Origin of the sequence: Micromonospora sp. NPDC051543 (assembly GCF_044454415.1) — a bacterium.
Classification (GTDB): domain Bacteria; phylum Actinomycetota; class Actinomycetes; order Mycobacteriales; family Micromonosporaceae; genus Micromonospora.
Genome location: NZ_JBITDT010000004.1, coordinates 409,961 through 424,409, shown reverse-complemented (window position 1 = coordinate 424,409; position 14,449 = coordinate 409,961). Strand labels below are relative to the sequence as shown.

Here is a 14,449-nt window from a genome sequence, read left to right as displayed (position 1 = left end):
ACGGGCTGTCTTCAGCCCTCGGGACGGTTCAGCAGGGCGACCGCCACGGCGTGCACCGCGTCCAACCCCGCCGGATCGGGCAGCGCGACCAGCCCGCCGGTCACCACGTACCACTCGTCCGCGTCCTTGTACTGCACCCGCAGCGTGACCTTGCCGTCCGCGTACTCGGTGCGCAGGGTCAGCTCACCGGTGACGACGCCGACCTCGTCGGTCATCACCCCACCCGGGCCGGGCACGATGTCGGCGGTCCGGCTCTGCGGGGCACTGGCGCCGGTCGAGTCCGCGACCATACCGGCCCCCGGCACCGCGGCCGGCGTGTCGCCGGTGCCGTCGGCGGTCATCCCGGCCGCGGACGGGGCCGTGTCCGGGTTCGCCTTGGCGTCTGTCGCAGGTTCCTCGCTCATCAGCAGCCCTCCAGCATGTCGGTCAGCGCGGATTTCTCGGCACTGGTCACCGTCAGCTTCCAGTAGTGCTTCACCGTCACCCAGTCCTTGGCGTACTGGCACCAGTACGACCGGTTTGCCGGCTTCCACTGGGACGGATCCTGGTCACCCTTTGCCCGATTGGAGGACGCGGAAACCGCGATGAGCTGCGGACGTGTGGTGTCGTTGGCGAAGTCGCCACGCTTGGCGTTGTCCCACTCGTCAGCGCCCGAGCGCCACGCGTTGGCCAACGGCACCGTGTGGTCGATGTCCACCTCGGAGGGATCGGTCGCGCTGCGGCCGTCGTACACGCTCTCCCAGCGACCCCCGACCACGTTGCAGCCGGAGAGCTTCACGTCCTTACCGTCACGTTGCAGGATGGTGTCCCGCACGTCGCAGTTCTTGCCGGTGTCCCGCCAGTGCGGGAAGCGCTCCCGGCTGTAGCCCTTCATCGAGCCAGCGGTGGCGACGGTCAACTGGCCCAACTGCTCGACGGCGTTACCGCCGCCGCCACCCGGCGTCGGCGTGGTTCCCGCCTCCTCGGGCGGGACGCAGCCGGCCATGACGAGCGCCAGCGCCGCGACGAGCGCGGCCATCGACGCACGCGTTCCTGATCTGGTACGCACAGACGACACCTCTCCAGCTTGCGGGCTCCCGGCGCTTGCGCACAGTACCCGGGCACGGTTTCGGCGTTTCGTGGCGTCTCCCACTATGTGCAAGCAAGATTGGTGGGATGACCTCCTCCGTACCGTCGCCCGCACTGCGGATGGGCACCGCCGCCGGCCGGGGAACCCTGCTCGCCGCGGTGCTCGCGTCCGGCATGGTCTTCCTGGACACCACGGTCGTCAACGTGGCGCTGCCGAAACTCGGCCAGGATCTCGGGGCCAACGTCGCCGATCTTCAGTGGACCATCAACGGGTACCTGCTGACGTTGGCCGCCTTCGTCCTGCTCGGCGGGTCGCTCGGGGACCGCTTCGGCCGGCGACGGGTGTTCCTCATCGGGGTGTTCTGGTTCACCGCCGCGTCGGTGCTGTGCGGGCTGGCCCAGGGCACCGGCACTCTCATCGCGGCCCGCATCGTGCAGGGCGCGGGCGGAGCGCTCCTCACGCCCGGTTCGCTCTCGGTGCTCCAGGCGAGCTTCCACCCCGACGACCGAGGTCGGGCGATCGGCGCGTGGGCCGGACTGTCCGGAGTGTCCACGGCGTTGGGGCCGTTCATCGGCGGCTGGCTGATCGACACGCTCTCGTGGCGGTGGATCTTCTTCCTCAACCTGCCGATCGCCGTCCTGGTCGTGCTGGCCGCGCTGCGTTGGGTGCCGGAGAGCCGCGACGAGAACGCCTCCCGCACCCACGGGCCGGGCCGTACGCGCCGCCGCTTCGACGTCGCCGGGGCGGTGCTCGGCGCACTGGCGCTCGCCGGCGTCACGTACGCCCTGATCGACGCGCCCGCGCGCGGCTTCGCCTCGGCACCGGTGCTGATCGCCGCGCTGGTCGGTGTGGTGGCCGCGGTGACCTTCGTGCTGCTGGAACGGCGGCGCGGGGACACCGCGATGCTGCCCACGGGGCTGTTCAGCAGCCGGCTCTTCTCCGTCCTGAACGTCTTCACCGTGGTGGTCTACGCGGCGCTCGGCGGGTTCACCTTCTTCTTCGCCGTCTACCTGCAGAACGTCGTCGAGTGGTCGGCGTTCCGGACCGGGATCGCGCTGCTGCCGATGACGGTGCTGCTGCTCGTCGGCTCGGCTCGGGCCGGTGCGATGGCAGCCCGGATCGGTCCCCGGCTGCCGCTGGCCGTGGGCCCGGTGATCGCCGCCGTCGGCCTGCTGCTGCTGCGCGGCGTCGGCCCCGGCGCGTCCTACTGGACCGACGTGCTGCCCGGGGTGCTGCTCTTCGGCCTCGGACTGACCCTGGTGGTGGCACCGCTGACCGCGTCGGTGCTCGCCGCCGTGCAGGATCGGTTCTCCGGGGTTGCCAGCGGCTTCAACAACGCCGCGTCCCGGGCCGGCGGTCTGCTCGCCGTGGCCGCGCTGCCGCTGCTGGTGGGCCTGTCCGGTGGCGGCTACGAGCAGAAGGCCGAGCTGACCGACGCGTTCCGGGGAGCGCTGGCCTGGTGCGCGGGGCTGCTGCTGGCCGGCGCGGTGCTGGCCCTCGTGCTGGTGCACCGGCCACCCCGCGAGGCCCTGCCGTCGCAGCCCTGCCACTCGATGCCCGCCGCCACGCCCCCGAAGAAGAACCGCCCTTCGGGGGCGTGACCCGAGCGTCAGCGGCGGGCGCGGTTGACGGCGCTGGTGACCGCCTTGATCGAGGCGGTCACGATGTTGGCGTCGGTGCCGACGCCCCAGACCGTCCGACCGTCCACCTCGCACTCCACGTACGCGGCGGCCTGCGCGTCACCGCCGGAGGACAGCGCGTGCTCGTGGTAGTCGAGCACCCGGACGCCCACGCCGACCGCCTGGAGCGCGTTGACGTACGCGTCGATGGGACCGTTGCCGATCGCGGTGAGCGACCGCTGCTCGCCACCGACACCGACCTTGGCCTCGATCTCGACCTTGCCGTCGGCGGTGCCGATCGTGTAGCCGGTCAACCGGACCGCCGGGTCCGGCTGGTGGTCGAGCAGGTAGTGCGTCGCGAAGATCTCCCACATGGCGGCCGGGTCGACCTCACCGCCGTCGTGGTCGGTGACGTGCTGCACGACGCCGGAGAACTCGATCTGGAGCCGGCGCGGCAGGTCGAGCTGGTGCTCGCTCTTCATGATGTACGCGACGCCGCCCTTGCCGGACTGCGAGTTGACCCGGATGACCGCCTCGTAGGTACGGCCCAGGTCCTTCGGGTCGATCGGCAGGTACGGGACCGCCCAGGTGTGCTCGTCGACAGGTACGCCGGCGGCCTTCGCGTCGGCGGCCAGGGCGTCGAAGCCCTTCTTGATGGCGTCCTGGTGGGAGCCGGAGAAGGCGGTGTAGACCAGGTCACCCGCGTACGGGTGGCGCTCGTGCACCGGCAGTTGGTTGCAGTACTCGACGGCCCGGCGGATCTCGTCGATGTTCGAAAAGTTGATCATCGGGTCGATGCCCTGGGAGAAGAGGTTGAGCCCCAACGTCACCAGGTCCACGTTGCCGGTGCGCTCGCCGTTGCCGAACAGGCAGCCCTCGATGCGGTCCGCGCCCGCCAGCAGGCCCAGCTCGGCGGCGGCCACGCCGGTACCCCGGTCGTTGTGCGGGTGCAGGCTCAGCACGACGCTGTCGCGGCGCGGCAGGTGCCGGTGCATCCACTCGATCGAGTCGGCGTACACGTTCGGGGTGGCCATCTCGACGGTGGCCGGCAGGTTGATGATCAGCGGGCGGTCGGGCGTCGGGTCGATCACGTCGATGACCTTGCTGCAGACCTCCAGCGCGTACTCCAGCTCGGTGCCCGTGTACGACTCCGGCGAGTACTCGTAGAAGATCTCGGTGTCCGGGGTGTGGATCTCCGCGTACTTCTGGCAGAGCCGCGCGCCCGTGGTGGCGATGTCGGCGATGCCGTCGCGGTCCAGACCGAAGACCACCCGCCGCTGCAGGGTCGAGGTCGAGTTGTAGAAGTGCACGATCGCCCGCTTCGCGCCGCGCAGCGACTCGTAGGTCCGTTCGATCAGGTGCTCCCGGCACTGCGTGAGCACCTGGATGGTGACGTCGTCCGGGATCATGTCCTGCTCGATGAGCTGCCGGACGAAGTCGAAGTCGGTCTGGCTGGCCGACGGGAAGCCGACCTCGATCTCCTTGTAGCCCATCTGTACCAGCAGCTGGAACATCCGCCGCTTGCGCTCGGGCGACATCGGGTCGATCAGCGCCTGGTTACCGTCGCGCAGGTCCACCGCGCACCAGCGCGGCGCGGCCTCGACGGTGCGGGTGGGCCAGGTGCGGTCCGGCAGGTCGACCCGGAACTGCTCCCGGTACGGCTGGTAGCGGTGGTACGGCATCCGGCTGGGGCGTTGCCGGGCGATCGGATCGGGTTCGGCGTCGGTGACAGGTTGAGCCATCTCGGAGTGCTCCCTGGAACATGTGGCGTCAGCAGATCGGAAGGTGTCGGCGGATTGCCGGGCGACGGTGCGCGGCGGTGCCGAGAGGAAACTCAGATGTGCTGGACGGCGCGATGCGACTCCGCGACGAGGTGCCGGCCGGTCAGGCCTCGTCGCGGCGGCTAAGGAGGAGAAGCGCTCGCCACATGACCAGGTCACCCTACGTGATGGGACGAAGGGTGCAAAGGCTGGTCCGGACTATGGGATCGATGTCATGGTCGCCTCCGGGGCCTGGGAACCCAGCCTCGGCGTCCGTTCGGTCCAGGTCACGGAGGGCACGATCGCCGCTGCGACCAGCACGAAGATCGCTGCCGTCGGTAACCAACCCCAGCCGCCGGTGCTGACGGCGAGCGCGGTCAATCCGGCCGGGGCGATCAGGTACTGCACCTGTCTGCCGAGTTCGAACGCCCCCACGTACGCGCCGCGCTGGGCGGCCGGCGGCAGGGTGGCGACCAGCCCCCAGGTGCCCGCCGAGTCGATCAATTCGGCGAGGATCAGCAGTAACGCGCCGACCACCAGCACCACGACGGTGAGCGCGCCCCGGGTGGCCCCGGAGATCGGCAGGACCAGGCAGGACAGGGCGATCAGCAGGCCACCCCGGCGGGAGGCCCGGGCCGCGCCCGAGGCCGTGTCGGTGCCCCGGCTGACGCGTACCTGGAGCAGCACGATCAGGACCGTGTTGAGCAGCACCAGGGCGGCGATCAGCGTCTTCGGGGCGTCGGTGTGGGTGAGGATCCACAGCGGCAGCACCGTCAGGTAGAGCGGCTGGTGCGCGGTGAGCAACCCGGAGAGCAGGGACACCACCATGAACGGGCGGTCCCGCAGCACGGCGAGCCGGCTCATCGGCTCCTCGGGTCGGGCGACCTGCGGCAGCCGGGGCAGTCGCCGGACGAACAGGGCCGTGATCAGGAAGACCGCCGCGATGAACCAGACCATCGCCCGGTACGCCTCGATCGTGTCCACCGCCAGCACCAGGCCGCTGATCACCGCGCCCAGCCCGAAACCCACGTTCAACGACGACCGCTGGTAGGCCATCGCCGTGACCCGTTCGGCGGGCGGGAGCGCGTTGATCGAGTAGACCTGCCGGGCCACGCCCGTCGACGCCTCCACCGCCGCCAACGCCACCACCACGGCGAGGAAACCGGCGAAGCCACCCACGAACGGGTACGACGCGAACAGCGCAGCGTCCAGCACCAGCCCCACCACCCAGACCCGCTGCGGCCCGTACCGGTCGGTGAGCCCGCCCAGCGGCACGGTGCCCAGCAGCGACACCCCCGCCGAGATGGACAGGCCCAGGCCCACCTGGGCGGCGCTGAGCCCCAGCGCCCGGGTGAAGAAGACGGCGCTGCCGGCGTGGAACAGGCCACTGCCGACGGCGTAGACCATGGCCTGCACGGCCAGCGCGCGGGTCAACCCGGCCGGCGGTACGACGTTCGCCACCGCGGTACGAATGCTCTCTCTGGCCCCCATGGCGGGGAAGTGAACCGTGCCCCCACAAGATCGGTCGAGCCTTTTAGGCTGGGTTGAATCCTGCTCCCGGGGGTGCCTGTGTCCGAGTTGCGCTTCAGCCTGGCCGACGTGGCGGGCGTGCGGCTCGCCGTGTCGCCGGCCAACGAGACGGTCATGAGCATGTGGGCGCTGGCCAGCCCCGTCTACCACGCGGTGCACCTGCCCTGGATCGACCGCGCCCGGGTGACGATGCGTCGGCCCGAGGTGGCCGCCCGGGTCCGACCGCTGGTGGAGCTGGCCCGGCCGCGTTGCTGGCTGCCCGACTTCCTCACCCCGGCGGCCCGACCGAACGTGGAGATGGCCGAGCAGCTTGCCCAGATCGCCGCGACACCGCCGGCCGTGGTCGTCCAGGACCTGCTGGCGACCACTCCGCGCCGGCCGCTGAGCCCGTTCGGGCAGGCGCTGCTCGCCGACCCCCGTGGACTGCTGCCGCAGCTCGTCGACGCGGTGCGGGTCTGGTACGACGAGGCGATCGCCCCGGACTGGCCGCGGATGCGGGCGCTGCTCGACGCCGACGTGGCCTACCGCGCCGCCCAGCTCGCCGAGAACGGCGCCGGACGGTTCTTCGAACAGCTCCACCCGAGCCTGCGCTGGCTCGGCGACCGGGTGGTCAGCGCCGACCCGTTCGAGCGGGACTTCGACCTGCGCGATCGTGGGTTGGCGCTGAACCCGACGGTGTTCTCCGAGCGGCGCGTGCTGTGGAACCTGCTGGAGGACTCGCTACCGGCGGCCGCGTACCCGGTGCGGGCGGTCGGGACGCTCTGGGAGACGGCCGCGTCGCCACCCGGCGACCCGTTGGCCCGGGTGGTCGGCTCCGGCCGGGCCGCGCTGCTGTACCTGCTCGACACGGCGTCCACCACCACCGATCTGGCCCGACGTACCGGGATGTCCGCCGGGAACGTCTCGGCGCACCTGACCGCGCTGCACGCCGCCGGCCTGGTCGACCGCGTTCGGCAGGGTCGGCACGTGCTCTACCGCAACACCGACGCGGCGGCGGTGCTGCTCCGCGCCAGCCGGGGCGGCTGACGTCAGGCGAGTAGTCAGTCGGGACGGCTGGCGTCAGGCGAGCAGCAGGTCGGCGACCGGGCGGCGGTGCCGCAGGCCGGTCTCGCTGGCGCGCAACTCGGCCGGCAGGGCGAACGGGTCGCCGAGTCGCCCGACGGCGGCGACCACCAGCGGTCGGATGCCGCCGGGCAGGTCGAGTTCGGTGGCGAGGCCGGCCCGGTCGAACCGGGTGAGCTGGCGTACGTGCAGCCCGAGGGCGGTGGCCTGGAGAGTCAGGTGGGCGATCGCCTGACCGAGGTCGTACGCGGCCCGCTCGGTGTCGCCGCCGGTGTGCGCGCCGACGACCAGCGTCGCGGCGTGCCGGGCCCAGCACTGGTCGCCGTCCGGGAGGTTGATCAGGATGCGCTTGAAGTTGTCGTCGTCCCGGTGCCCGAGGGCGAACCGCCAGGGCTGCCCGTTGTCCGTCGACGGCGCCCACCGCGCGGCCTCCAGCAGCGATGCCGCTTCCTGCGGCGTCAGGGTGGCGCGCGGGTCGAAGGCCCTGGGGCTCCAGCGGAAGGCGAGAAGTGGAGTCAGGTCAGCCATGTCGGCAATCGTCCCGTATGGGCGTTTAGCGGCTGAAAGCGGGCTGCGGAGATGTGGGCAAGAGCACCCGTAACGGTACGAAGATCAGGACGTTCCCGCGCTCGGGCTGAGTGCCGGGTCGGGAGTCGGCGGAGCCGCCGTGTCCAGCGGTTCCGCATCCACCACCGGGCCCGCCAACTGCACGGTGGCGGGCGCCGCGCCCGGCGGTGCGGCCAGCCGTAGGGTCCCGGCGTCGGTCCGGGCACCGGTCGGCGTGCCGTCCGGGTCGTAGCAGTAGATGCCGACGTCCAGCGGCGCGTTGAGCGAGGCGGACGTGGAGTCCACCGAGTAGCAGGCGCCGGTGAGGCCCTTCGGCGTGGTCGCCATGGCCACCGCGAGCGGCGCGCGCCGATCTGTCAACACGTCCAACCAGTCGGTGAGCGGATGCTGGATCCGCGGATCCAGCCGGCGCGGGATGGCGTCGTCGCGGTCGCCGAGGCGTACGCAGCGCGCCGGCTCCGGGTGACCCGTCGAGGGCAGGGCGCACTGGAACAGCCCGTCGGAGGTGGCGGCCAGCGAGACGTCGGCGGTGCCGCCGAGCGCCCCACCCGGCACGTCGACCCGCCAACTGCCGTCGTTCGCGCTTGTGAACACGATGGTGCGGTCGGGCTGGCCACTCCGGCTGAACACGTACCGCGCCACCAGGTGGCGATCCTGCGCGGCGGCGGCCAGGGCGGCCAACTCGTCACGGGTGCCGTCCACCTGCACCGGGCCGGGATCGGCCGGCGGCGGAGGCGGGGGCTGGGCGCTGTCGCAGGCGACCAGGGCTACCGGCAGAGCGAGCACGAGCGATCCGAGCACGCGGCCGGCCGGGCGGAGGAGGACGGGCACCGGCCCATTCTGGTGGGTGCGGGGCACCTGTGGGCAACGGCGCACAGGGGCCGCCTCCCGGCGTGTCGGGGCAGTTTGTCCGCGTACCCCTGGCCCCTCGCGGACCTGGCCAAGCGCGTCGGCCGGACGGCCGCGCGGGCCGGATGGTGGGATCACCCGACCCGCCGTCGTGACCCGCCGGATACGCTCAGGGGGTCTGACACGCGCCGCCGGCCCCGGTTCCGGCGGCGTCGGCACGCTCAGGGTCGCTGGGAGGGAGTGCACCGTCGTGGCACTCGTGGTGCAGAAGTACGGCGGGTCCTCCGTCGCCAACGCCGAGCGGATCAAGCGGGTGGCGGAGCGCATCGTCGCCGCCCGCAAGGCCGGCGACGACGTCGTGGTGGTGGTCTCCGCGATGGGGGACACCACCGATGAGCTGCTCGACCTGGCCAACCAGGTCAGCCCGCTGCCGCCGGGCCGCGAGCTGGACATGCTGCTCACCGCCGGGGAGCGGATCTCCATGGCCCTGCTGGCCATGGCCATCCACAACCTGGGGTACGAGGCCCGCTCGTTCACCGGCTCGCAGGCCGGCGTGATCACCACCTCGGTGCACGGCCGCGCTCGGATCATCGACGTCACCCCGGGGCGGCTCAAGGGCGCGCTCGACGAGGGCTCGGTGGTCATCGTGGCCGGCTTCCAGGGCGTCTCGCAGGACACGAAGGACGTCACCACGCTGGGTCGGGGCGGTTCGGACACCACCGCCGTGGCGCTCGCCGCCGCCCTGCACGCCGACGTCTGCGAGATCTACACCGACGTGGACGGCATCTTCACCGCCGACCCGCGGATCGTGCCCAACGCCCGGCACATCAAGGACATCACCTACGAGGAGATGCTCGAGCTGGCCGCGTGCGGCGCGAAGGTGCTTCACCTGCGTAGCGTGGAATACGCCCGCCGGGCGGGGTTGCCGATCCACGTCCGTTCGTCATACTCGACCAACACCGGCACGATGGTCACCGGATCGATGGAGGACCTTTCCGTGGAGCAGGCACTGATCACCGGGGTCGCGCACGACCGCAGCGAGGCCAAGATCACGATCGTCGGCGTACCCGACGAGCCGGGTGCCGCCGCGCGGATCTTCGACACCGTCGCCGACGCCGAGATCAACATCGACATGATCGTGCAGAACGTCTCCACCGAGGGCACCGGTCGTACGGACATCTCGTTCACCCTGCCCAAGGCCGACGGTCCGACCGCGATGGCCGCCCTCAGCAAGATCCAGGAGCCGGTCAAGTTCAAGGGCCTGCTCTACGACGACCACGTCGGCAAGGTCTCGCTGATCGGTGCCGGCATGCGCTCGCACCCCGGGGTCGCTGCCGGTTTCTTCGCCGCGCTCGGCGCCGCCGGCGTCAACATCGAGATGATCTCCACCTCCGAGATCCGGGTCTCCGTGGTCTGCCGGGACACCGACCTCGACGCCGCCGTCCGCGCCATCCACGACCAGTTCGAGCTGGGTGGCGACACCGAAGCCGTGGTCTACGCCGGGACGGGTAGGTAGCGCCGATGACGGCGCTGCCCACCCTCGCCGTGGTCGGAGCGACAGGTGCCGTCGGCACCGTGATGTGCGAGCTACTCACCGGGCGTCGCAACGTCTGGGGCGAGATCCGGCTCCTCGCCTCCGAGCGGTCGGTCGGCAAGCGGGTGCGCTGCCGGGGCGAGGAGATCGTCGTCCAGGCGCTGACCCCGGAGGCGTTCGACGGGGTCGACGTGGCCATGTTCGACGTGCCGGACGAGGTGTCCGCCGAGTGGGCGCCCATCGCCGTCGAGCGGGGCGCGATCGCCGTCGACAACTCCGGCGCCTTCCGGATGGACCGGGACGTCCCGCTGGTCGTACCGGAGATCAACCCCGAGCAGGTCCGCAACCGACCCCGGGGCATCATCGCCAACGCCAACTGCACCACCCTCGCGATGATCATCGCGGTCGCGCCGCTGCACCGCGAGTACGGCCTGCGGGAGCTGGTGCTCGCCTCCTACCAGGCGGTCTCCGGGGCCGGTCAGGCCGGTGTGGACATCCTGCACGACCAGCTCGCCAAGGTCGCCGGCGACCGGGCGCTCGGCTCCCGCACCGGCGACGTCCGCCAGGCGGTCGGCGACGACCTCGGCCCGTTCCCGGCGCCGCTGGCGCTCAACGTGGTGCCGTGGGCGGGCTCGTCCGCCGACGGCGGCTGGTCGTCGGAGGAAATGAAGATCCGCAACGAGTCGCGGAAGATCCTCGGCCTGCCCGATCTCAAGGTCAGCTCCACCTGCGTCCGGGTGCCGGTGGTCACCGCCCACTCGGTGGCCGTACACGCCGTCTTCGCCACCGAGGTCGACGCCGAGGGCGCCCGCGAGGCGCTGCGCAACGCGCCCGGCGTGATCGTCGTCGACGACCCCGCGGCAGGCGAGTTCCCGATGCCGATCGACGCGGTAGGCACGGATCCGAGCTGGGTCGGCCGGATCCGCCGTGCCCTGGACGACCCCCGCGCCCTCGACTTCTTCGTCACCGGCGACAACCTCCGCAAGGGCGCAGCCCTCAACACCGCCCAGATAGCCGAACTCCTAGCCAAAGAGTTCCGCACCCCCTAGCGGCTCTCCCTCCCCGCCACCCCCCGCCTCGCCGATCTTGCACTTCTGTCGCCGCATAAGGTGTAAAGGCGACAAAACTTCAACAAAAAGTGCAAGATCGGCGCGGGCAAGGGTGCGGGTGCGGGCGCGGGGTGGGGTTAGGCGGCGGAGAGGTGGACTCCGTCTCGGCCTTGGCGTTTTACCGCATAGAGGGCCTGGTCGGCTCTCTTCAGGGTGCGGTCGGGGGTTTCGCCGGGGCGGGGGAGCGCGACGCCCACGCTGATCGTGCGGCCGGTACGGCGGGCCGCCTCGGCCAACCGCTCGGCGATCCGGACCGCCTCCTCCGGGCGACTCACCTCGATCACCGCGACGAACTCGTCGCCGCCGATCCGGTACAGCTCGTCGCCGTGCCGCAGCGCGCCCTCCAGCGCCCGCGCCAACCCGACCAGCACCTGGTCGCCGGCCTGGTGCCCGTACGTGTCGTTGACCGTCTTGAAGCCGTCCACGTCGATCGCCAGCAGAGCCGTACGCCCCGGGGTGGCCGCCGCGATCCGCTGCCCGAACGGGCCGGTGTGCCGCAGCCCGGTGAGCGGGTCCGAGCTGGCCTGCTCCCGCAGTCGGACGAGCGTACGCAGCCGGTCCAGACTGGTCCACGCCTGCCCGGCGAGCAGTTCCATGAGGCTGACCGTGGTGGGGTCCGGGTGCAGGGCGCGGCCGTCGGCGACCAGCAGCACTCCGTCAGCCTCCGCCGGTCCGACCGGCACGGCGACAAGCGTGCGTACCCCCGCCCGGGTCAGCGGTCGGTAGTCCTCGGTCGGGGGATGCCCGGCCTCGCCCAGCGTGTATCCGGCGCCGTACCGGTGGGCCCGTTCGACGATGCGGTCCAGGGCGGCCGGGCCCGCGCCGGCCAACTCGGCACGGATCCGGGTCTCCAGCTCGTTCGACTCGGCCGGGGACGGACCGAGCTGGCCGCCGATGGACAGCACCGCGGTGGAGAGAGTGGACACCTCCCGGGCGGCCTCGGTCGCCGCGCTGATCACGGCCGCCTCGGTGGGGGCGGCGGACAGCGCCGCGGCGTGCCGGAGCAGCTTCTCGCTGCGGCTCTCGGACGGCGGGCCACCCAACGCGGCGATCCGCGCCCCGAGCCGGGTCGCCAGCCGCCGCGCGGTCTCCCGCCAGGGCCGCAGGTCGGCCGGGTCACTCCACTGCAGGTCCAGTACGCCGATCACCCGACCGCTCGGGTCGCGTACCGGAACGCACAGCTCGGTCGTGACGTCGGGGCGTACCGGTAGGTAGTCCGGGTCGACGGTGACGTCCGGGACCACGGCGGCGGTGCCGGTGGCGTACACCCGGCCGACGATCCCGGTGCGCGCCGGTACGGTCGCGAAGACCTGCCACGCGCCGGTCGCCGCCACGCACCGCAGCCGGTCGTGGGCCTCGAGCAGCACCGAGATGGTGGCCGGGGTGTGGTGGGACAGTGCGCTGACCGTCCACCGACAGGCTTCCGGCGCGCTGGACGCCATCGACAGGCGGACGGTGACGTCACGGATGACTCGCTGATGATCCACTCGCACGTCGTTCCAGGTAGGGGAGGGGCTGGATCAAGCGTACTCACGTTTTTCGGACGGCCTCCCGGCTTCGTACACATGTGCTATCCACAGGCTGTGGACGGGGCCTGTGGGAAAAGGTGCCGGGCGATAGCGTGGGAGTCCCGGCGTCCTGGAGGCGAGCCCATGCTCATCGCGCAGATCAGCGACCCGCACCTGACCACCGGTCTGCTCGCCGCCGAGCCCGCCGCCGGGCTGCACCGGGCGCTCGGGCGTGTGCTCGCCCTGAGCCCGCGACCGGACTGCGTGGTCATCACCGGCGACCTGGCCGACCACGGCCGACCCGACGAGTACGCGGCGCTGCGCGAGTTGATCGGGCGGTTCCCACTGCCGATCTACCTGACCACCGGCAACCACGACGACCGCGAGTCGCTGCTCGACGCGTTCGGCGGCACGCCCTGGCTCGGGGGCGGGTTCTCCGCCTACTACCACGTCGACCACGAGGCGGCGACCATCGTGGTGCTCGACTCGCTCGTTTCCGGCAGCGACGCCGGCCAGCTCGGCGAGGAGCAGCTCGCCTGGCTCGACGGGGTCCTCGCGGGCCGTCCGGAGGTGCCCGCCATCCTCTGCCTGCACCACCCGCCGGTCGCGGTCGGCATCCCCGCTGCCGACGCCATCCGGCTCGCCGACGGGCCCGCCCTGGCCGAGGTGATCGGCCGGCACCGGCACGTCGTGCGGGTCGCCGCCGGGCACCTGCACCGCACGGTCACCACGGGGTACGCGGGCACCGTGCTCACCGTCGCGCCCAGCACCTGGAAGCAGAGCACCCTCACCATGGCCACGGACGAGGTGATCGGCTGGGTCGCCGAGCCGAGCGCCTTCCTGCTGCACCGGGTCGAGCCGGACGCCTGCGTGACGCACACCGTCCAGGTCAGCCACTCGGCCGGGCAGACCTGCGGCTTCTGAGGTCGCCGCCGTGCTCATCTGGTACGTCGCGTACGGGTCGAACATGCACGCCGCCAGGCTGGCCTGGTACATCGGCGGCGGCTGTCCACCCGGCGGCCGGCGCACGTACCCGGGTTGCCGCGACACCCGACCTCCGAGCCGGTCGGCTCCGGTCTGGATGCCCGGCGGGATCTACTTCGCCGGTGAGTCCGGCGCGTGGACCGGCGGCATGGCGTTCTACGACCCGCAGCTGCCGGGCGAGGCTGCCGCGCGGGCCTACCTGGTGACCATCGACCAGTTCACCGACATCGCCGCCCAGGAGATGTACCGCCCACCGGGCGACACCGCCGACCTGCTCCCGGCGACCGGCGCGGCCATCGACGCGGCCGTCACCCACGGACGGGCGACGCTCGGTCCGGGGCGCTACGAAACCCTCGTCTGCCCCGGTCGGCGTGCCGGCCTCCCGATGCTCACCTTCACCGCGCCCGAACCGGCGTCCGCCGTGCCGCACCGGCCACCGGCGCCGGCCTACCTGCGCATGATCGCCCAAGGGCTGCACGAGTCACACGGTTGGCCGGCCGAGCGGATCGTCGACTACCTGGCGCGGCGACCCGGAGTCGTCGACGGCTGGCGGCCCGAAGCGGTCGCCACACTGGTCGCCGAAGCGCTCACCGTGGTCGGCTGACTCCGTCCTCTCTGGACCTTCGGCCGACGCTGTTTCGCCACCGGTCATCGACTGTTCGTCAGGTGGACCTGGTCCGGCGATGGGCGTTTCCGCAGCTCTCCCGCTCAGCCCGACGCGTCGGTCGCGATCCGTCGCTCGACTCGACCGGCCGGCGTCCGGATGAGAGGCTGTCCGGGCGGGAGGCGTTTCGCAACCGTGGCCGACCCTCTCCGACGGTGTCGGTCGGCGGCCCGGTCGGCCCACAGGCCGGGCAC

13 protein-coding genes are annotated in these 14,449 nt (G+C 71.9%); 6 read left to right on the top strand and 7 right to left on the bottom strand.

The annotated features are described in order from the left end of the window. Positions 1-11 precede the first annotated feature (11 nt). Complete coding sequence (locus ACIA3K_RS09875; RefSeq protein WP_396800233.1) at positions 12-404, bottom strand: hypothetical protein; 393 nt, start codon at positions 402-404, stop codon at positions 12-14. Next, positions 404-1,018 carry an HNH endonuclease family protein gene (locus ACIA3K_RS09870; RefSeq protein ID WP_396800306.1) on the bottom strand — a complete coding sequence of 205 codons (615 nt, stop codon included), beginning with the start codon at positions 1,016-1,018 and terminating at the stop codon, positions 404-406. The genes ACIA3K_RS09875 and ACIA3K_RS09870 overlap by 1 nt, the downstream gene beginning before the upstream one ends. Positions 1,019-1,155: 137 nt before the next feature. On the opposite strand from ACIA3K_RS09870, the gene ACIA3K_RS09865 reads away from it, so the two are divergent. After that, complete coding sequence (locus ACIA3K_RS09865; RefSeq protein ID WP_396800231.1) at positions 1,156-2,670, top strand: MFS transporter; 1,515 nt, start codon at positions 1,156-1,158, stop codon at positions 2,668-2,670. An 8-nt stretch (positions 2,671-2,678) separates the two neighbouring features. Here the strand turns inward: ACIA3K_RS09865 and leuA are convergent, their stop codons facing one another. Together leuA and ACIA3K_RS09855 are read right to left on the bottom strand one after the other, a co-directional pair. Continuing rightward, positions 2,679-4,430: a 2-isopropylmalate synthase gene (leuA, locus tag ACIA3K_RS09860; protein ID WP_396800230.1), complete on the bottom strand. Its 1,752-nt coding sequence runs from the start codon at positions 4,428-4,430 to the stop codon at positions 2,679-2,681. Between the two features lie 237 nt (positions 4,431-4,667). Further along, entirely contained in the window at positions 4,668-5,939 is a 1,272-nt protein-coding gene (locus ACIA3K_RS09855; RefSeq protein ID WP_396800229.1) for an MFS transporter, read from the bottom strand. A gap of 78 nt (positions 5,940-6,017) precedes the next feature. Here ACIA3K_RS09855 and ACIA3K_RS09850 point away from each other — a divergent pair, with 78 nt between their 5' ends. Beyond that, complete coding sequence (locus ACIA3K_RS09850) at positions 6,018-7,004, top strand: MarR family transcriptional regulator (protein ID WP_396800228.1); 987 nt, start codon at positions 6,018-6,020, stop codon at positions 7,002-7,004. Between the two features lie 33 nt (positions 7,005-7,037). On the opposite strand, the gene ACIA3K_RS09845 is transcribed toward ACIA3K_RS09850, so the two are convergent. Both ACIA3K_RS09845 and ACIA3K_RS09840 read right to left on the bottom strand, forming a co-directional pair. Further along, entirely contained in the window at positions 7,038-7,568 is a 531-nt protein-coding gene (locus ACIA3K_RS09845) for a nitroreductase family protein (RefSeq protein WP_396800227.1), read from the bottom strand. 84 nt (positions 7,569-7,652) lie between these two features. Next, entirely contained in the window at positions 7,653-8,438 is a 786-nt protein-coding gene (locus tag ACIA3K_RS09840) for a hypothetical protein (protein ID WP_396800225.1), read from the bottom strand. Positions 8,439-8,706: 268 nt separating this feature from the next. Between ACIA3K_RS09840 and ACIA3K_RS09835 the strand changes: the two genes are divergently transcribed. Continuing rightward, on the top strand, positions 8,707-9,972 hold the full coding sequence (locus ACIA3K_RS09835) for an aspartate kinase (RefSeq protein ID WP_396800224.1): 1,266 nt from the start codon (positions 8,707-8,709) through the stop codon (positions 9,970-9,972). Positions 9,973-9,977: 5 nt separating this feature from the next. Further along, positions 9,978-11,039, top strand: coding sequence for an aspartate-semialdehyde dehydrogenase (locus ACIA3K_RS09830; protein WP_396800223.1), 1,062 nt, complete (start codon positions 9,978-9,980; stop codon positions 11,037-11,039). A 137-nt stretch (positions 11,040-11,176) separates the two neighbouring features. Here the strand turns inward: ACIA3K_RS09830 and ACIA3K_RS09825 are convergent, their stop codons facing one another. Further along, positions 11,177-12,586, bottom strand: a complete 1,410-nt coding sequence (locus ACIA3K_RS09825; protein ID WP_396800221.1) for a diguanylate cyclase — start codon at positions 12,584-12,586, stop codon at positions 11,177-11,179. Between the two features lie 165 nt (positions 12,587-12,751). Between ACIA3K_RS09825 and ACIA3K_RS09820 the strand changes: the two genes are divergently transcribed. Together ACIA3K_RS09820 and ACIA3K_RS09815 are read left to right on the top strand one after the other, a co-directional pair. Then, positions 12,752-13,531, top strand: a complete 780-nt coding sequence (locus tag ACIA3K_RS09820) for a phosphodiesterase (RefSeq protein WP_396800219.1) — start codon at positions 12,752-12,754, stop codon at positions 13,529-13,531. 10 nt (positions 13,532-13,541) lie between these two features. After that, positions 13,542-14,195 carry a histone deacetylase gene (locus ACIA3K_RS09815; RefSeq protein WP_396800217.1) on the top strand — a complete coding sequence of 218 codons (654 nt, stop codon included), beginning with the start codon at positions 13,542-13,544 and terminating at the stop codon, positions 14,193-14,195. Positions 14,196-14,449 lie beyond the last annotated feature (254 nt).

Coding starts and splice junctions, on each gene's coding strand:
- ACIA3K_RS09820 (WP_396800219.1), top strand. CDS start 12,752: ATGCTCATCGCGCAGATCAGCGACCCGCACCTGACCACCGGTCTGCTC.
- ACIA3K_RS09830 (WP_396800223.1), top strand. CDS start 9,978: ATGACGGCGCTGCCCACCCTCGCCGTGGTCGGAGCGACAGGTGCCGTC.
- leuA (WP_396800230.1), bottom strand. CDS start 4,430: ATGGCTCAACCTGTCACCGACGCCGAACCCGATCCGATCGCCCGGCAA.
- ACIA3K_RS09870 (WP_396800306.1), bottom strand. CDS start 1,018: ATGGCCGCGCTCGTCGCGGCGCTGGCGCTCGTCATGGCCGGCTGCGTC.
- ACIA3K_RS09855 (WP_396800229.1), bottom strand. CDS start 5,939: ATGGGGGCCAGAGAGAGCATTCGTACCGCGGTGGCGAACGTCGTACCG.
- ACIA3K_RS09865 (WP_396800231.1), top strand. CDS start 1,156: ATGACCTCCTCCGTACCGTCGCCCGCACTGCGGATGGGCACCGCCGCC.
- ACIA3K_RS09875 (WP_396800233.1), bottom strand. CDS start 404: ATGAGCGAGGAACCTGCGACAGACGCCAAGGCGAACCCGGACACGGCC.
- ACIA3K_RS09845 (WP_396800227.1), bottom strand. CDS start 7,568: ATGGCTGACCTGACTCCACTTCTCGCCTTCCGCTGGAGCCCCAGGGCC.